General features: G+C 67.5%; 15 protein-coding genes. 12 read left to right on the top strand and 3 right to left on the bottom strand.

What is annotated here, in order from left to right; translation table 11 throughout:
- The first annotated feature begins 571 nt into the window (after positions 1-571).
- From HUV01_RS03510 to HUV01_RS03475, 8 genes are all read left to right on the top strand, one after another.
- Entirely contained in the window at positions 572-2,929 is a 2,358-nt protein-coding gene (locus tag HUV01_RS03510) for a TonB-dependent receptor (protein ID WP_174296931.1), read from the top strand.
- A gap of 177 nt (positions 2,930-3,106) precedes the next feature.
- Positions 3,107-3,607: a DUF6644 family protein gene (locus tag HUV01_RS03505; protein ID WP_174296930.1), complete on the top strand. Its 501-nt coding sequence runs from the start codon at positions 3,107-3,109 to the stop codon at positions 3,605-3,607.
- Positions 3,604-4,104 carry a DUF6644 family protein gene (locus HUV01_RS03500; RefSeq protein ID WP_174296929.1) on the top strand — a complete coding sequence of 167 codons (501 nt, stop codon included), beginning with the start codon at positions 3,604-3,606 and terminating at the stop codon, positions 4,102-4,104. The genes HUV01_RS03505 and HUV01_RS03500 overlap by 4 nt, the downstream gene beginning before the upstream one ends.
- Positions 4,105-4,151: 47 nt before the next feature.
- Positions 4,152-4,745, top strand: coding sequence for a YceI family protein (locus tag HUV01_RS03495; protein ID WP_174296928.1), 594 nt, complete (start codon positions 4,152-4,154; stop codon positions 4,743-4,745).
- Positions 4,746-4,748: 3 nt separating this feature from the next.
- Positions 4,749-5,363 (top strand): cytochrome b, encoded by a 615-nt coding sequence (locus HUV01_RS03490; protein ID WP_217430893.1) that lies wholly within the window; start codon positions 4,749-4,751, stop codon positions 5,361-5,363.
- Between the two features lie 587 nt (positions 5,364-5,950).
- Entirely contained in the window at positions 5,951-8,380 is a 2,430-nt protein-coding gene (locus HUV01_RS03485) for a TonB-dependent receptor (RefSeq protein ID WP_217430892.1), read from the top strand.
- 209 nt (positions 8,381-8,589) lie between these two features.
- Complete coding sequence (locus tag HUV01_RS03480) at positions 8,590-9,471, top strand: SDR family oxidoreductase (RefSeq protein ID WP_174296926.1); 882 nt, start codon at positions 8,590-8,592, stop codon at positions 9,469-9,471.
- A 120-nt stretch (positions 9,472-9,591) separates the two neighbouring features.
- Complete coding sequence (locus HUV01_RS03475) at positions 9,592-10,110, top strand: hypothetical protein (RefSeq protein WP_174296925.1); 519 nt, start codon at positions 9,592-9,594, stop codon at positions 10,108-10,110.
- A 154-nt stretch (positions 10,111-10,264) separates the two neighbouring features.
- Here HUV01_RS03475 and HUV01_RS03470 read toward each other — a convergent pair whose 3' ends face one another.
- Positions 10,265-11,023 (bottom strand): SDR family NAD(P)-dependent oxidoreductase, encoded by a 759-nt coding sequence (locus tag HUV01_RS03470; RefSeq protein ID WP_174296924.1) that lies wholly within the window; start codon positions 11,021-11,023, stop codon positions 10,265-10,267.
- Positions 11,024-11,092: 69 nt separating this feature from the next.
- The gene (locus HUV01_RS03465) at positions 11,093-11,983 is read right to left on the bottom strand and encodes a LysR substrate-binding domain-containing protein (protein ID WP_174296923.1); all 891 of its coding nucleotides are present in this window, start codon (positions 11,981-11,983) and stop codon (positions 11,093-11,095) included.
- Positions 11,984-12,266: 283 nt separating this feature from the next.
- On the opposite strand from HUV01_RS03465, the gene HUV01_RS03460 reads away from it, so the two are divergent.
- The 3 genes from HUV01_RS03460 (at position 12,267) to purU (ending at position 15,558) form a co-directional block, all read left to right on the top strand.
- Positions 12,267-13,691, top strand: a complete 1,425-nt coding sequence (locus HUV01_RS03460) for an aminomethyl transferase family protein (protein WP_174296922.1) — start codon at positions 12,267-12,269, stop codon at positions 13,689-13,691.
- 88 nt (positions 13,692-13,779) lie between these two features.
- Positions 13,780-14,670: a methylenetetrahydrofolate reductase gene (locus HUV01_RS03455; RefSeq protein ID WP_174296921.1), complete on the top strand. Its 891-nt coding sequence runs from the start codon at positions 13,780-13,782 to the stop codon at positions 14,668-14,670.
- A gap of 27 nt (positions 14,671-14,697) precedes the next feature.
- On the top strand, positions 14,698-15,558 hold the full coding sequence (gene purU / locus HUV01_RS03450) for a formyltetrahydrofolate deformylase (RefSeq protein WP_174296920.1): 861 nt from the start codon (positions 14,698-14,700) through the stop codon (positions 15,556-15,558).
- 39 nt (positions 15,559-15,597) lie between these two features.
- Here the strand turns inward: purU and HUV01_RS03445 are convergent, their stop codons facing one another.
- Positions 15,598-16,503 (bottom strand): LysR substrate-binding domain-containing protein, encoded by a 906-nt coding sequence (locus HUV01_RS03445; RefSeq protein ID WP_174296919.1) that lies wholly within the window; start codon positions 16,501-16,503, stop codon positions 15,598-15,600.
- A 95-nt stretch (positions 16,504-16,598) separates the two neighbouring features.
- Here HUV01_RS03445 and HUV01_RS03440 point away from each other — a divergent pair, with 95 nt between their 5' ends.
- Positions 16,599-18,095 carry an aldehyde dehydrogenase family protein gene (locus HUV01_RS03440; protein WP_174296918.1) on the top strand — a complete coding sequence of 499 codons (1,497 nt, stop codon included), beginning with the start codon at positions 16,599-16,601 and terminating at the stop codon, positions 18,093-18,095.
- Positions 18,096-18,421 lie beyond the last annotated feature (326 nt).

The raw sequence follows: 18,421 nt of genomic DNA, 5'->3' as shown, positions 1-18,421 counted from the left end.
CGGCGCGGCCTGGGCGGCAAGCGCGCCATGCGCCGACGGGGCCGCGCACAGCAGCAGGACGGCGACGAGCCGTCCGCGCCGGCGGGGCTTCGTCAAGGGTGACTTCGGCAAGGGACGCATCGTGACCATCTCTTCCTCTCACATCCGTCGCAACGACATCGCCACGGGACGTCGATGGTGTCCGGCAGGTAGCATACGGCTTTTCACTGTCCAACTAGGGCAGCTTGGTCGCGCAAGAGAGATGCGAGCGTCTGCGCATTGATCCAGCATCAGCATCGCGCCCGGCCGTCGAGAATCCTGGGATAGCGAACAGGCATCGTCGGCGCCGTTTTGCAATCTCGCGTGATATCGGAAACCAAGCGCAGGCTGATCCCGCCACTCAAAAGAAGTGGGCGGGAGGACGTCGATCGCCGGTACGTGCGTCAGGGGATATCCACGGAGCGAAGGCCACAGCGTCCTTCCACCTAGGTTCCGCCCCGTCGAGACGACCCGCCGATATCTCTCCGCGCGCGGCATGGACGGCTGAACCCGATCGTGCCGCGCCGACAAGATAAATCGGTGAGGAGAGGTCATGACCATCAAGATTGCGCTGTCGCTGTCGGCATCCGCGTTGTTCGCCGCGAGCCCCGCCCTCGCCCAGACAGCGCAACCGGCCAGTCCGGTCACGCCGGCGACCACCCCCGACGCGACGGAGCCGGCCAAGGCCCCCGACGCGGGCAGCGCGTCGTCGGTGGAGGACATCGTCGTCACCGCGACCCGCCGCAGCGCGAGCCTCCAGACGGTGCCGATCACCATCCAGGCGGTCTCCGCCTCCACGCTCAAGGCGTTCAACGTCACGGGCGTCCTGTCGCTGCCGACGCTGGTGTCGGGCCTGGTCGTCACGCCGTCGGGCGGCAACAACATCTACCTTCGCGGCATCGGCTCGCCGAGCACCGGCTTCAACGAGGCGCAGACGGCGGTCTATATCGACGGCCTGTACCTGGCGAACCCGACGCTGAGCATCTATTCGTTCAACAGCATCGATCGCGTCGAGGTGCTGAAGGGTCCGCAGGGCACGCTGTACGGCCGCAACGCCACCGGCGGCCTGATCTCCGTGATAACGCGCGATCCGGGCGACGCGACGCGCATCGACGCCTCGGTCGGCTATGGCAACTACAACACGCTGACGACGAACCTGTACGCCTCCACGCCGCTTTCCGATACGCTGGCGGCCGGCGTATCCGTCTACCACCAGAAGCAGAGCGACGGCTGGAGCAGGAACATCGTCACCGGCCACGATATCCAGAAGTCCGATGAAACCGGCGTTCAGGCCAAGCTGATCTGGCGGCCGGGGCCGAACACGAAGGTGACGGCGGGCTTCATCTACGACTACAACAACCGCGACCTCGGCTATGCGTACGAGGTGCTTCCCGGCACGATCGCGAACGACGGCACCAGATACCAGGGCAAGTATGTCAGCACGCTGCGGATCGATCCCTCGGCGCCGACGAACATCTATATCGGCACGCTGAAGGTCGAGCAGGACCTGGGCTTTGCGACCCTGCAGAGCCTCAGCGGCTTCCAGGCGAGCCATGCCGACGTGGCGTTCGCCGGCGGCGGCCCCGGCCCGGGGCAGCCGATCGCCGGCGAGACCACCGCCTACAGCAACTTCTACGAGAAGAACCGCTCGCTCAGCGAGGAACTCCAGCTCGTGTCCAAGCCGTCGTCGTCGCGCTTCGACTGGGTGCTCGGCGCATTCTATTACGACGACCACACCCAGTTGCGGCTGGACTCGCTGCCGACGTGCAACGGCACCACCTGCCTTGGCACGCCGCAGCGCAACAACGGCTTTCCCAACACCCTGTCGGGCTCCGTGTTCGGCGACGGGTCGTACCGCTTCTTCAAGGGAACCCACCTGACGATCGGCCTCCGCTACACCGCGGAGCGCAAGACCCTAAGCGGCCTGCTCTCGCCGCTTCCGGGCTATTCGAACTCGGTGGCGACCCTTGGACCCGCGGCGACCGCGACCACGCCCGGCATCGTCTATTATCCGGGCCAGCCCTTCGCGCTGTTCACGTCCGGCGTGCTCGCGGCGTCGTTCCCCAACGGGATCCCGACCAAGCTGGTGTTCCACAAGCTGACGTACCGCTTCGTGCTGGCGCAGGACATCGGCGACAACATCCACCTGTTCGTATCGCACAACCTCGGGTTCAAGTCGGGCGCGTACAACGGCAACGGGTTCAACAACCCGCCGGTGACGCCCGAGTTGCTGTACGCGACGGAGGCGGGCGTGAAGTCGGAGCTGTTCGACCGGCGGCTGCGGTTCAACGCCTCCTATTTCCACTACAACTATCAGAACGTGCAGGTCCGTTCGATGTCCCCGCCCGCGGCGCCCGGCAACGCCCTGCTGCTGAACGCGGCTAAGGAGAGGGTCGACGGCGTCGACATCGACATCAGCCTCGTCCCGGTCCGGGGGCTCACGCTCAACGGCGCCGTCGAATATCTCGACGCCAAATACGTCGACTTCCCCGGCACCATCTGCCCCACGCCGGGCATGCCGCGCGTCGACAGCCGCGGGGTGACGATCGGAACGATCGTGAACACCCTATGCAACCTGGCCGGAGCGACGCCGCAATTCTCCGCGCCCGTCTCGGCAACGGTCGGCGCCGTTTACAACGTCAACACAAGGCTCGGTTCGTTCACGATCAGCGCAAACGATCACTACAACGAATCCTACCCGACATCGGCGCAGTACGTCGTCAACGGCGCGCACAATCTGGTCGATGCGTCGCTCGGCTGGACGGCGGCCGACAAGCGATACGATGTCCAGCTCTGGGTCAGGAACCTGACGGACCAGTATATCTATGCGGTCGGTCAGGTCGCGACCAGCTTCGCCTTCGCGCCGGGAGCGCCGCGCACGTTCGGCGCGACGGTGGGCGTCCATCTGTAGGCCTGGCCTGTTCAGGCGCCCGCAATCCCCGGGCTGCTTGACGGCAGGGCATGGGAAACGGACGCCGATCACCGCACCGTATCGGCAGGCCGCAAATGCAATCTATATGTGGTGGCGCCGAGGCGGTAGGCGCCGCCCGACAGGGGGTCGAGCGCGGGCGCCCGGGTGGAGAGATCAATGCCGAGGTTGCAGGCGGTCAGTGACTGGCTGGCGGGGACGTCGCTCAGCACGATGATCGCCGGTCAGAACTGGACGGTCCCGATGTTGCAGAGCGTCCATATCCTGGCGATCGGCATCGTCATGGCGTCGATCGGCATGCTCGACCTCAGGCTCGCCGGTTTCCTGGGGCGCGAGCAGTCGATGCGCGGGCTGACGTCGCGGTTCTACCCATGGATCTGGGGCGCGCTCGCGGTGCTGCTGGCGACGGGGCTGTTGCAGGTCATGGCGGAGCCTTCCCGCGAGCTGCTGAACTGGATCTTCTGGACGAAGATGGGACTGATCGTGGGGGCGGCGCTGTTCACGGCCCCGGTCCGCCGGTTGCTGGAGGACCGCCGCTATCGCGATCTGTCGCCGGGCCGGCGTTCGGCGATCCGCGCCTGCGCCCTGATGTCGCTGGCGCTATGGGTCTGCGTGCTCGTCTGCGGGCGGTGGATCGCCTATGCCGGAGGACAGGCATGAGCGTGGGCGGGACGGTTCTGGCGCTCTGCACCTGGCTCGAGGCTACCCCGCTTGCCGTGAAGATCACCGAGTCCGAGTGGCTTTTCCCGACGATCGAGACCGTTCACGTGCTCGCGCTGACGCTGGTGGTCGGCTCGATCGTGCTGCTGGACCTGCGGCTGCTCGGCCTCGCCAACAGGAACCTGGGGGCGATGCAGCTGTCGGACGAGACGCTGCCCTGGACGTGGAGCGCGTTCGTCGTGGCCGCCATCACCGGCACCCTGATGTTCGTATCGGCGGCCACCAAATATTATGGCAACGTCCCGTTCCGCATCAAGATGGTGCTTCTTGTGCTTGCCGGTATAAACATGGTGGTGTTCCATCGCGGCGCGTGGCGCATCGTGCATGACTGGGATCGCCTGGTGCCCACTCCCCGCGCGGTTCGGGCCGCCGCCGGCCTGTCGCTGACCTTCTGGATCGGCGTCGTGGTCGCTGGACGGTGGGTCGGCTTCGTGTGATCGATCGAATGGTGATTTTGCGTCCTCAACGTCTCGGAGTATGTCGGATGAAGAAGCTGTCGAGCTTTGCGGGAGCGTTGACGATGCTTGCCGCGGTGGTGCCGGCCGGGTTCGCTCCCCTGTCCGCGGCGACGGTGGCGCAGCCGCCCGTCTGGGCGGTGGACATGGCGGCGTCGCACCTCCGCTTCCAGAGCAGCGTTGGCGGTGCGCCGTTCACCGGCATGTTCGCGCGCTGGCATGCCGACATCCGTTTCGATCCCGGCAACCTCCCCGGATCCTCCGTGCTGGTGAGGGTCGACATGGCCTCCGCGCGCACGGGCAGCAGCGATCGCGACGAGGCCCTGCCCGGCGAGGACTGGTTCGCGGCCCGCAAGTTCGCGCAGGTCAGTTTCGCGTCCAGGACGTTCAAGGACCTGGGCGCCGGCCATTACCAGGCCGTCGGGACGCTCACGATGCGCGGCGTCACGCGCCCGCTCGTCCTGCCGTTCACCCTCAGGATCCAGGGCAACCAGGCGCGGATGACTGGCACGGCGACGATCGACCGGCACGTCTTCGGCGTCGGCCAGGGCCAGTTCGCCACCGCCGACACCGTCCCCTTCAACGTCCAGCTCGCGATCGACATCGCAGCGAGGCACGGCTGACCCATGGCGAGCGTCGCTGCCATGAACCCGCCCCGGCCGGCGCGGCGGTATACGCTGGGCGCGATCGCGTTCCACTGGGCGATCGCCGTGCTGATCCTGCTCAACATCTATCTTGGCTGGCACATGAACCGGATCGCCGGGCTTGATCGCTTCTCGCAGTTCCAGTTGCACAAATCGGTCGGGATCACCGTCCTCGCGCTCAGCGTCCTGCGGGTGGCGTGGCGTCTCGCGCATCGGCCCCCGCCCTATCCCGCGTCGATGAGTCGGTGGGAACGGCTCGCGGCGACTGCGACGCACTGGAGCTTCTATGCCCTGATGCTGATCATGCCGCTGACCGGGTGGGTGATCGTGTCCGCCAGCGCGCTCAACCTGCCGACGTTGCTCTACAAGACCATCCCGCTGGCGCACATCGGGTTCGTCCACGACCAGCCGATGCCCGTCCGGCTGGCGATCGAGGGCAATTTTGGCACCACCCATGTGCTGCTCGCCTATCTCTTCGGCGCGCTGATCCTTCTCCACATCGCGGCGGCGCTAAAGCACCAGTTCGTGCAGGGCGACGGCGTCCTGTTGCGGATGCTGCCGGGCAGGTCCGCGCCGCAGGCGGCGCAGGCGCGCTAGGCACGCGCGCCTGGACGACCGGGCGGCGCTGGCGGCGGACGCGGGACATCCATCGCCGCCGCCCGTTCCCTCGTCCCGCTGCGCCGTGCGGCATCGAGCGGCCTTCGTCATCGACGTTCCACGTTCCGCGCTTGCCGGACAGCCACGGGACGGGCGCGCAGAGCCCCTATCGCAGAGCCCCGTCGCCGGTAACGCCATCGATTTTCACGGCTGTCACGCGGAGCCGGGCGTGTGTAGAGGATGGCGGTCACCCGGTCGCCCGCGACCAGCGATACGATCGGGCTATCAACGCTTCGATTTCTCTATCTCGCTTGTTTTCGAGCTGCGCGCTTACAGCGGTGGCCGATTACATTTCACGTTAAAGGATATGTTCGACCGCAGGGGCGGACGACGCACCTGCCGCGGCGCGAGACAGATTGCTGTCCGCGAAAAATCGCCGGATAGTGCGCGCCCTGCCGGTTCGGAAACGTATCGGCACGACGGATAACGAAGCCTTCGCCAGGAAGGTCCGAACGAATTAGGAGGGGATCAGGATGCGTAACATGTTGTTGGCCGGCACGGCGATGTTTGCCGGGATGATGCCGGCGATGGCGATGGCCCAGGACGCCACGGGGCAGCCCCCGGTCGCCGCCGGCGGCGCGGTTCCCGCCAACGGAGCGTCCGGCGTCCAGACCGGCTCCGACGTCGGGGCGGTTGCGCAGGAACGCGGATCGACCGGCATCCAGGACGTGATCGTCACCGCGCAGCGCCGTTCCGAAAGCTCGCAGAAGGCCGCGATCGCGATCAGCGTGGTGAGCGGCGCCGGCATCACGGGCGCGGGCATCACGCAGCCGGAGCGGCTGAACCAGCTGGTCCCGGCGCTCACCATCGCCAACGTCGGCCCCTCGGCGACGTCGTTCATCCGCGGCGTCGGCAATTTCTCCGTCTCCGTGACGAGCGATCCGGCGGTCGCGTTCAACTACGACGGCGTCTACATCGGCCGCCTCACGGCCACGTCGACCCTGTTCTTCGACCTCGACCGCGTCGAGGTGCTGAAGGGTCCGCAGGGTACGCTCTATGGCCGCAACGCGACGGCGGGCGCGATCAACGTCCTGCCCACCCAGCCCAAGATCGGCCAGCTTGGCGGCTATGGCACGGTGTCCTACGGCAACTACAATGCGTTCGCGGCGGAAGGCGCGGTCAACATCCCGATCGGCGAGAACGGCGCGGTACGCATCTCGGGCGTCGTCGATCGGCGCGACGGCTTCTACAGCGACGGGACGTCGGACGACAAGTCGGAGGGCCTGCGCATCCAGGCGAAGGCGAACCTCACGCCGGCGATCACCGCCCGCGTCGCCTTCGACTATTCGCATCTGGGCGGGGTCGGTTCGGGGATCAGCTATCTCAACACCTATGCCTGCTCGGCGGCGACCCCGACGACGCCGGGGGCGACGCCCCACTGCGTCGTCACGCCGACCAACATCCCGCGATCGGACGGCAATCTGTCGCCGGCGTCGCAGGCGTTCGAGACGTCGCGCAACAGCGCCATCGCGGGCCGCAAGTACGACCCGTTCCCGAGCCTGTACCAGAACAGCTCGTTCTACGGCTCCAACGCCGATGTCGAATGGGACACCGGCAAGGGCGTGCTCACGGTCATCCCGGCGGTGCGTTTCGACCAGGTGGTGAACCGGAACGCGGGCGGCGGTTTCCCGATCGCCAATAACCAGAAGGACATACAGTACAGCGTCGAGACCCGCTTCGCCGGCAAGGTCAGCCTGTTCGACTACACGCTCGGCTTCTTCTACTACAACGAGAACGCCAAGCTTCAGGCGGGCACGGTGGCCAGCGCCACCAGCGAGAACTTCCAGGATCCGACGCGGGTCAACACCGACTCCTATGCTCCGTTCCTGCGCCTGACGGCGCACCTGACCGACCGGCTGCGCCTGGTCGGCGGCGTGCGCTACACGCACGACCACAAGGAGTTCTACGCGCACGGCATCACGATCGCGGAGACGTGCAACGCCGGCTTCACCTGCCCGACGGCGATCCTGCCGCCGACGATCACCTCCTATCAGGCGCTGCCGTTCGCGATCCCGGGGCAGAGCCCGTCGGCGGTGGTGCCGAGCCGCGTCCCCGGACCGACGCCCAATACGACGATCGCGCGGACCGACATCTTCTTCAACAACCAGCTCACCAACCGCAAGGTGACGTATCGTGGCGCGCTCGAGTTCGACCTGACCCCCACCTCGCTGCTCTATGGCAGCGTCGAGACCGGCTTCCGGTCGGGCGGGTTCAACAACGCGGTCGGGCTGGAGACGTACCAGCCCGAGACGCTGACGGCGTTCACCATCGGTTCGAAGAACCGCTTCTTCGACAACCGTGTCCAGCTCAACGTCGAGGGCTTCTACTGGAAGTACAACAACGAGCAGATCGCCCACGCCGCCGTCGACGCGCTGAACCGTCCCGGCAGCTATACCCAGAACATCGGCCGGTCGGAGATCAAGGGGGTCGAGGCCGAGGGTCGGGTGCTCGTGACCAAGACGACCGAGCTGAACGCCGACGTCCAGTATCTGGATGCCAAGGCGAAGAGCTTCACCTACACGACGCTCGGCTATCCATACACGAACTGCGCCGTGTCGCCGTCGAACCAGGCTCCTCTTTTCGGCGTTGTCCCCTTCTTCAACGTCAACTGCGCCGGCCTGCCGGCGTACAACTCGCCCAAATGGTCGTTGAACCTGGGCGGTTCGCAGACGGTGCCGGTGGGCGACTACAAGCTCGTGTTCGGCGCGGACACGGCGTACAAGACCAGTCGCTACACCTATTTCGACTATGCGACCGAGCAGCTCCAGCGGGCGAGCTGGACCACGAACGGACAGGTGTCGTTCGGGCCGGCGGACGGTCGCTGGTCCATCCAGGGCTTCGTGCGCAACATCGAGAACCACCGGCTTCTCGCGGCTCCCGTCGCGTTCGGCGGGGTGCTCTCGGCGTTCACCACCCCGCCACGTACCTTTGGCGGCCGGGTGTCCGCCAAGTTTTGATGGAGGCACGGGTGGAAGCGCGTCCGCACCGACAGGCCGGCCATCGCGCGGGCTCGCGTCGGCGCGGACGCGCCCCGCCCGGGTCGCGCGAGGTCGTCGCGCCGGAGGCTTCGGCTCCGGCACGATACCCTGTTCGCGGTTTCATCGTTGCCCACCCCGCCGAGCGGCCGAGCCGGGCGCGATGCGTTTAACCTGATCCGGAGCCCGTGATGATCCTCGTCAATGCCGCCAACGGCCAGCAAGGCAAGCTGCTGGTCCCCAAGCTGATCGCGCAGGGCCTCGATGTGCGCGCCTGCGTGCGGTCGGAGGCGTCGGCCGCGGACCTGCGCGCCGCCGGCGTGAAGGACGTCGTCGTCGGCGACATCAGCCAGCCCGACGTGATCGCGCGCGCGATCCGCGGCGTCGACAAGGTCTACCACGTCTGTCCCGGCATCCACCCGCGCGAGCGGGAGATGGGACTGGCGTGGATCGACGCGGCCAAGGCGGAAGGCGTTGGGCATTTCGTCTTCAGCTCGGTGCTCCATGCGATCATCACCGACCTCGTCCAGCACGAGATCAAACGCGATATCGAGGAGTATCTGGTCTCGTCCGGGCTGGAATACACGATCCTCCAGCCGACCATCTACATGGCGCCGCGGCGCTTCACGCGCGTGTTCGAGACGGGGGTGTTGAGGGCGGGATGGTCGCTCGACCGTCATCAGTCGCTCGTCGACATCGGCGACGTGACCGACGTCGCGGCGTCCGTGCTGGTCGACAGCGAACGTCATGCAGGAGCCACGTACGAACTCGTCGCGGCGGGGCGGTACACGGCCCGGGACATGGGCGAGATCATCGGCAGGGTCCTGGGCAAGACGATCGCCGTCGAGGAAATCGGTCCCGACGCCTATCTGAAGGGGCTGTTCGGCGACCAGGACCTCGACACCATGCCGCACGAGGCCTCCGTGGGCCGATCGCTGACCGACCGGTACAGCAGCCACGACTTCATCGGCAACGCCAACGTGCTCACCTGGCTGCTCGGTCGTCCGCCGACCAGCTTCGAGCAGTTCGTGTCACGTCACAATCCATCACCGGAGCCGGTTTCTGGGAACTGACGGACCCCGCGCCGCGGTCGGTGGGCTGAACCACCTGTCCCGGGCCGCCCCGTGCCTTTCGCCGTGTCCGGATACGGTATCCGGCCGCTCCGTTCGCCCTTCCTCCGTCGGGACAAAGCCATGACCGATCTCCATCCATCCATCTCACCGCGCGTGCTCGCGATCGCCGCGCTTGCGTTCTTCATTCCCGTCATGGTGTCGTTCGCGGTCGCTCCCGGCGTCTGGTGGATCAACTATCCGGGTATCTTCTTCCATCTCGCCCTGTTCCTCATGGTCTCGAGGCTGGAGGCGCCGCAATGGGCCAAGGCGGCAGGATACGGCTGGCTCCTGCTCGATATCGCCGCAGGCGTGATGACGATGGACAACGTCGAGCACAACATCGCCTATTCCGAACGTTACGGGGGTCACATCTTCGCCGGCATCTGGATCGTGACCGTGTCGTTGCGCGGCTCGCTGCCCGTCAGGATCACGGGCGTCCTCGCCGGGTCCATCCTGTTCCTCTACAGCTTCGTCGCGCGCTTCGTGCCGCCGGGTGCGCTGAGCTCGACGTCGATCCTCATCCTGCTGTGGCTTGGGTTCATCGCCTGGCAGAACGGCGTTCGCCGGACCGACAGCCTCACGCGGACGACGGCCCGGTAGCACGGGGGTCCCAAGCTCGGGACCGGTTGCCGGCTCGCGGTCCACCGCGCCTCGACAATCCCCGCGGCGGACCGGACCCTCGAAGGCCGCCGTCGCGCGCGGCGATCGGCGCGGGGCGGCGGCTCGGCGGTGTGGCTGGTGGCCGGGGTGCCGCCTAATGCATGATCGACCCGCCATCGACCACGACCGTCTGACCCGTCATGAAGTCGCTGTCCGCGGACAGGAGGAACGAGACGATGCCGGTCAGATCCTCGGGCATCTGATCGCGGGGGAGGCAGCGCGACTTGACGGTGGCGGTCGCCAGATCGCCCGAATAATCGGGGTTGTCGCCGAGCGCCTCGCTCATCGTCAGCCCGGGGGCGACGCAGTTGACGCAGATGCCGGCGCCGCCGACCTCCCGCGCGACGGATCGGGTGAGGCCCAGCATCGCGCCCTTCGACGCCACATAGGGGACCATGAAGGGCGTTCCCTTGAAGATCGTCCCCGAGGCGATGTTGACGATCTTGCCATAGCCCTGGCCGCGCATCGCCGGCAGGACGGCCTTTATCATCTCGAACGTCCCCCGCACGTTGACGCGCAACACGCGGTCGAACTCCTCCGACGAGACCTCCTCGATCGGCTTGGTCCGCAAGGTCGCGAACAGCGCCGCGTTGTTGACGAGGCCGGTGATGGCGCCGAACCGCTCCATCACCGCGGCGATGAACCCGGCGACGGCAGCGGCGTCGGTGATGTCGCAGACATGGCCGAACGCCTCGCCGCCGGCTTCCTCGATCGCGGCCACGGTGGCGGCGGGATCGAGGATGTCGCAGACCGCGACGTTGGCGCCGTCCCTGGCCAGCGCGATGGCATAGGCCGCACCGATACCCTGCGCCGCGCCCGTCACGATCACGGTGCGCCCGGTCAACCTGTTCATACGACCTCCTTTGTGGCCCTGGACGTCCGGTCCGGGCGAACCGGCGCGACCGTGGCCGGTCATCGCACGCTAGGCAAGCGGCCGGACACTGCTGGATGCCTGTACGATCAAGGCCTTGAGGTAGGCCGCCGCGGGCGTCAGGGGAAGCCGTGTTCGCGTCGCCACATGGATCGGCAACGCGTCTAGCGGCACCTCCAGCGGCAGGGCGGTCGCCAGACCTGTCCGCTCGATCAGCGGCAACCAGCTTGCCGACACGATCAGGGCGGCGTCGGAAGCGGCGACGGCCGAGAGCATGCCGAGCCCGGTTCCGGCCTCCGTCTCGATGCGCGGACGGGGGAGACCGGCCTTCCCGAACACCGCGTCGAGTTCGCATCGCGACGACGCGATCCATCGCGCCTGCCCAAGCTCGGCAAGCGAGGTCGCGCCCGCGAGCGGATGCCCCGGTCGGACGACGATGCTGCGGGCGACGTCGTGAAGCCTGTCGATCTTGAGGCCGTCCGTCGGCCGGTCCAGCCAGACCTGGCCGATGTAGAAGTCCAGAACGCCGTCGCGAACCTCCCGGCCCAGCGCCTCGAAACTGCCCTCCACGATCCGCAGCCGGATGTCGCCGAACCGCGCCCGAAAGGCGGCCAGGACCCCTGCCGACGCCGGATGGTGCGCGTCCGCCGACAGGCCGAGCGAGACGAGGCCGCCCGACGAGCCGGAAGTCTGGTGGATCTCGTCCGTCGCCCGGCCGAGATCGGCGAGCGCGGCCGCGGCCCGCCGGACGAACATCTCCCCCGCCGGCGTCAGGGCTGCCGGCCTGTCGCCATGCCGGAACAGGGCGGTGCCGAGTTCCTGCTCGATCTCGCGGATGCTCCGCAACAGCACCTGCCGCGACACGCCCGATGCGGCCGCGGCCGGTCCCAAGCCACCGCCGTCGGCGACGGCGACGAGGTGCCGGATCTGGGTCAGCTTCATGTCGCGGTTCTGGCAACATGCGAGCGAAAATGCCATCACCCATGCCGGTAAGACATGGGCTAGCGGATCGCAGGCGCGGAGGAGCGGGCCGGGGCCGGCAGGCCGCGACCCGAAACCGCCATCGGGACAGGCGTGGTCCGTGCGTATCGCCCGTCGCCGAAAGCGGACCGGTTTCCGGCCATGGCTTGTCGGCGGACCGTCCCGACCGCCTGATTTCCAATGCCGCTTCATCGTCGGATGGACGCGGCGTCCGGTAGAAGCAACTCGTCGAAAGGCCGTCCCGATGATCGAAGACCGTGAATATGGTTCGCTGGAAGAGCTGGTGACATCGGTTCCCGACCTGGTTGAGTATTTCGCCAACAATCCATCGTCGCCCCATGCGCGCAATCGCCCGAGCGCCTCGCCGGTCCCCGCGGAGTTCACCAGCTGGCGCGACGAACAGCACGCCTGGCGCGAGACGGCGGTGCTCTTCGATCAGGCGCACCACATGCCGGAGCTGTTCCTGCAGGGTCCGGACGCGCTCAAGCTGCTGACGTACCTCGGCATCAACAGCTTCGCCAACTACCAGCCGGGTCGCGCCAAACAGTATATCTGCTGCAACCACAACGGCCAGGTGATCGGCGAAAGCGTCCTGCATTACCTGGGCGAGGACAGCTTCGAGCTGATCAGCGGCATGCAGCTGCAGGACTGGGTCGCGTTCAACGCCGAGACCGGCGGCTATGACGTGACCGTCAGGCGCGACCTCCAGACGGCGCAGAACCCGGACGGTCCCGAGGGCCGCACCAATTTCCGCTTCGGCATGGACGGACCCAACGCCGAGCACATCTTCACCGAGGTCGTCGAGGGCGCCGCGCCGGAGATCCCGTTCTTCCGCACCGCGCGGGTGAAGATCGCCGGGTGCGACGTGATGGCGCTGCGCCACGGCATGGCGGGGCACAAGGGCGTCGAGCTGTCGGGCGCCTATGCCGACGGGCCGAAGGTGCGCGAGGCACTGATGAAGGTGGGCGAGAAATACGGCCTGACGCCGGCCGGCCGCCTCGCCTACTTCAGCTCGCCGAGCGAGGGCGGCTGGTGGGCCTATCCGCTGCCCGCCGTCTATACCGATCCCAAGCTGAAGGCGTTCCGCGAGTGGCTGCCCGGCACGTCCTGGGCGGCGAAGGCGCAGCTCAGCGGCAGCCTGCGCCTGCCCGACATCGAGGACTATTACGTCACGCCATGGGACATCGGCGTCAATCGGCCGATGCGCTTCGACCATGACTTCGTCGGCCGCGAGGCGCTGGAGAAGATGGTCGACCAGCCGCACCGGACCAAGGTGACCCTGGTGTGGAACCGGGAAGACGTCGCCGCGATCAACGCGTCGCAGGACGGGCCGGACCTGCCGTACAAGAAGATCGAATATCCGGTCGCGTCCTACGGCTTTCCCCAGACGGACGCGGTGCGCGACCCGGACGGCAGACTGGTCGGCATGGCCGGTTTCTGCGGCTACACCGCCAACGAGGACAACATGGTGTCGCTCGCCGTCGTCGATGCCGAGCACGCCGCGATCGGCACCGAGGTCACCCTGGTCTGGGGCGAGCCCGACGGCGGCTCGCGCAAGCCCCAGGTCGAACGGCACCGCCAGTTCGAGGTTCGCGCGACCGTCGCGCCCGCCCCCTATGCGGAGGCGGTCCGCCGCATGAAGGCGGAAGGCATAGGCAAGGCCGCGTAGCGTCGACCCGGCAGGTCCGGCGATCGAGCCGCAGGCGCGAGGACACGGCGACCTCCGACAGGATGCGCGCCGGAACAAGGAACGCAAGATGAGCATCGTGGAGACCTCTGCGATCCCGACGACATCCACGACCCGGCTGATCGAGGATTACTCGATCGAGATCACGGCCAAGGATGTCGAGTCGCTGCGCCGGGCGGCGCCGGGGATCGCGGCGGACGCGCCGGTCGCGGTGACGTTCCTGGCGACGGAGACGATGGACCAGCGCATTGCCGCCGCGACCCTGGTGCGCTCCCTCGGGCTGGAACCGATGCCGCACCTCTCCGCGCGCCGGATCGGGTCGCTGGCCGAGCTGGAGGTCATGGTGTCGCGAGCGGCGGCCGAGGCCGGCGCGCGGCGCATGTTCCTCGTCGCCGGCGATCCGCCCGTTCCCGCCGGACCGTTCGAGGACACGATGGCGCTGCTGCGCACGGGACTGTTCGAGCGGAACGGCTTCCGGACGATCGGCATCGCCGGCCATCCCGAGAGCCACCCGGTCATGGATCAGGCGGCGATCTGGGCCGCGCTGCGCGACAAGGATGCCGAGATCAGGGCGCGCGGCATGACGACGCTGATCGTCACGCAGTTCGGGTTCGATGCAGCGCCGTTCCTCGCCTGGCTGACCGAACTGCGATCGCGCGGCATCGATGCGCCTGTCCGGATCGGCGTTCCCGGCCCGGCCGGCATCAAGACCCTGCTGCGCTTCGCGGCGACGTGCGGGGTCGGGGCGTCGGCAAGCGTGATGAGCAAATACGGCCTGTCGATCACCAAGCTCCTCGGCACGGCGGGACCCGACCGGTTGATCGAGGCGCTGGCCGACGGATTGCAGCCGGCGCATGGCGACGTCCGGCTCCACTTCTATCCGTTCGGCGGAGTGGAGAAGACCATCGGCTGGATCAACGACTATCGGGCGACGAACGACGGGGCGCCCGCCCGTCGCTGACCTCTACGCCGACCAAGGAAAACGGGAATGAAGGACCTCTACACCCTCAGCCTTTCGTGCGACGACCGTCCCGGTCTGGTCGCGGATGTGGCCGGGTTCATCGCCGCGCAGGGCGGCAACATCGTCGACGCGCAGCAGTTCGACGACCAGAGCAACAATCGCTTCTTCATGCGGGTCCTGTTCGAACCGGGCGAGGGTTCGGCGTCGGGGGACGAGCTTCGGCAACGCTTCGCCCCACTGGCGCAGGAGCGTGGCATGGACTGGAAGCTGCGTTCGCCCCATCACCGCCAGCGCGTGCTGATGATGGTGTCGAAGTTCGATCACTGCCTCGGCAACCTCCTCTACCGCATGCGGATCGGCGAGATGCCGATGGACGTCGTGGGCATCGTCTCCAACCATCCGCGGACGGCGATGCATGTCTCGATGATCGGCGACATCCCGTTCCACCACCTCCCCGTCACTCCGGCGACCAAGCCCGACCAGGAAGCGGCGGTGAAGCGCATCGTCGAGGAGACGCGCGCCGACCTGATCGTGCTCGCGCGCTACATGCAGATACTGTCGGACGACATGTCGGCCTATCTCTCCGGCCGCTGCATCAACATCCACCACAGCTTCCTGCCGGGGTTCAAGGGCGCCAAGCCCTATCACCAGGCGCACGCGCGCGGCGTGAAGATGATCGGCGCGACCGCGCATTACGTGACCGGCGACCTCGACGAAGGCCCGATCATCGCGCAGGACGTGGAGCCGATCACCCATTCGGACACGCCCGACGATCTGGTGCGCAAGGGTCGCGACATCGAGCGCCGGGTGCTCGCGGCCGGCGTCGCCTATCACCTGGAGGATCGCGTGCTCATCAACGGGGCGAAGACGGTCGTCTTCCGGAACTGATCGATGGAGACCGGATCCTCCGATACCGCCGCCCCGGCGTCACGGCCTGTCCGACTGGTTCATCGCCGCCCGGTGGAACAGGTCGCTCAGATGCTGCGCCGCCGGCGTCAGGGGGAGCGTCGCCCGGCCGACGATGCAGATCCCGGGCGCGGCGAGCCGTTCCGCCACGTCGATCGGCGCGAGCAGACCCGTCAGGCGACCGAAGCTGAGCCACTGCTGCGGCAGGATCGTGAGGAGGTCGGACGACGCCGCCACCGTGATCGTCGAGAGCACCGTCTGCGTCCGGACCGCGACCACGGGCGGCGGCAGGCCGCGCTCGTCGAAGATCGGCCGCAGGTCGATGTCGCCGCCGGCGGTCGCGGACGTCATCACCCACTCGGCGCCCGCAAGCCCGTCGAGCGACGTCACATGGCCAAGCGGATGACCCTTGCGCCCGATCACGACCCGGCAATTGTCGAACAGCGGCTCCACCTTGATCCGGCTTCCCAGTTTCCGGGTGGTCACGGGTCCGACGTAGAAGTCGATGGAGCCGTCGCGGATGCCGGCATCGAGCGCGGGGAAGAGGCTTTCGATGATGTGCAGCTTCACCTTGGGGAAACGCCGCCTGAACGGCACGACCACCCTGGGCAGCAGCGCGACATGGGCCGCGCTCGACAAGCCGATCGATACCTCGCCGACGTTGATGCTGTTGTATTGAAAGACTTCCTCGCGCGCCCGTTCGAGATCGCGATGGACCGCCCGTCCGCGGGTCGCGAACGCCTTGCCGGCTTGCGTCAGCTCCATGCCGGCGACGGAGCGTTCGAACAGCTTCACCCCGAGCTCGTCCTCCAGCTCCCTGATGCTGCGGCTCAGGGCCGGCTGCGACAGGCCCAGGCGGCGGGCGGCGCGGCGCAAGCCGCCCGTCTCCGCGATCGAGGCGAGATCTCGCAGCTGGGTCAGCTTCATGGGGAAACTCCCGGCCTGTCGGTCAGGCGTGCGTGTCTTCTGTCCGGACCATGTGCCGTGCTATCCGTCCAGCTGTCAAAAGGTCCCTTGAAATCATGAGCACCCCGCGAAACGTGATCGGCGACGAGCTCCTGTTCGTTCCGGACCAGGTCGTCCTGACGCCCGGAAGCCTCGTCGGCGGCGTCTTCGTCGCCGGGGAAGGCGACGAGTTCGAGATCGTCCGACCGTCCGACGGCCAGGTCGCCGCGAGCGAGCGCGGCGCCACCGCCGATCAGGTGGACCGGGCGGTGCGCGCGGCGCGCAGGTCCCATGCGACCGGCGTCTGGGCCGACGCGCCGCCGCGGCAGCGTGCGCAGGTCTTTCGCAGGTGGGCCGACCTGGTCGAGGCCAATGCGACGGAGATCGTCGCGGTGGAGTCGCTGGTGTCGACCCGCCTGGCGACCGAGGTCGCCACCCGCGACATCCCGGTCACGGTCGCGATCATCCGCTACTACGGCGAGATGATCGACAAGGTGGAGGGGGAGATCTATTCCTCCGCTCACGATACCTGGAGCCTGGGCGTGCGCGAGCCCTATGGCGTCGTCGCCTGCATCTCGCCCTGGAACGTGCCGCTGCTGCTGGCGACCACCAAGATCGCGCCGGCGCTCGCGGCGGGCAACGCCGTGATCCTCAAGCCGTCCGAGTTCACCCCCTATTCGATCAAGCGGGTGGCGCAGCTCGCGATCGAGGCGGGGGTCCCCGCCGATCACCTGGCGGTGCTGGTCGGCACGGGCGGGCAGACCGGGCACGCGCTCGTGACGCATCCCGATGTCGATTACGTCAGCTTCACCGGCTCGACCGCGACGGGCAGGCAGGTGATGTCCGATGCCGCGCTGTCGGGGCCGAAGCCGGTCTCGCTCGAGATGGGCGGCAAGGGGCCGCAGATCGTGTTCGCCGACGCCGATCTGGACGCGGCGTCGCGCATCATCGCGAGTTCCGTGGTCCGCAATGCGGGCCAGATCTGCTACGCCGGCACCCGGCTGGTGGTCGACCGGACGGTGGCCGACGAGATGATCGATCGGATCGGCCGGCTGGTCGGCGACGTCGTCGCAGGCCCGACCTGGTCGAAGGCGACGACGCTCGCCCCCATCCTGTCGCGCAAGCAGCGCGACCGGATCACCGCCATCCTGGGCCAGGGAACCGCCAGGGGCGCCGAGATCCTGATCGGCGGCGCCGCCATCCAGGATGACGGCTTCTACTTCGAGCCGACGCTGGTCCACAACCTGGCCGTCGACAACCCGATCGTCGAGCAGGAAGTGTTCGGGCCGGTGCTGGCGGTACAGCCGTTCGACAGCATCGACGAGGCGCTGACGCTGGCGGAGCATTGCGACTATGGCCTGGGGGCCGCGCTTTACACGCGCGATCTGGCTACCGCGATGCGGTCAAGCCGATCGATCAAGGCGGGAACGGTCTGGGTCAACCAGTTCGGCGTCAACGACATCGTCGCGCCGGTGGGTGGCTTCAAGAAGTCCGGGTTCGGCAAGGATTTCGGCATGGAAGGCCTGTTGAAATACACCCACTCCAAAAGCATTTCGGTCAAGGCATTCGCCTGACGCCGGCTGGTTCGGCGCCATGACGGGCGCAGCACGCACGCGCGATGCAGCACGGGCGGACAGGCGGACGCCCCCCATGTTCAGGATAGCGACATGCCCGCCAAGGCTATTGCAGTGCCGAAATCACCGTCTAGCTTTCCCGATCAAGCTTTCCCGATCAAGAGAGTCCTCCAATGACTGACAGCGATGATCCGACTATCGATGCGGCGTCCGAGCCACTGAAGCCCGGCACGATCACGCGCCGTGCGACGTTGCAGGCGGGTGCGGTGCTGGCGGCGCTGCCGCTGGTGGGAGAGCCGGCGGTGGCCGCTGCCGGCGTCGCGCCG

This window comes from Sphingomonas bacterium (assembly GCF_903643035.1).
In the GTDB taxonomy this organism is placed as follows: domain Bacteria; phylum Pseudomonadota; class Alphaproteobacteria; order Sphingomonadales; family Sphingomonadaceae; genus Sphingomonas.
The sequence above is the reverse complement of the archived record's forward strand: the minus strand, read 5'-3'. Positions and strand labels throughout refer to the sequence as shown.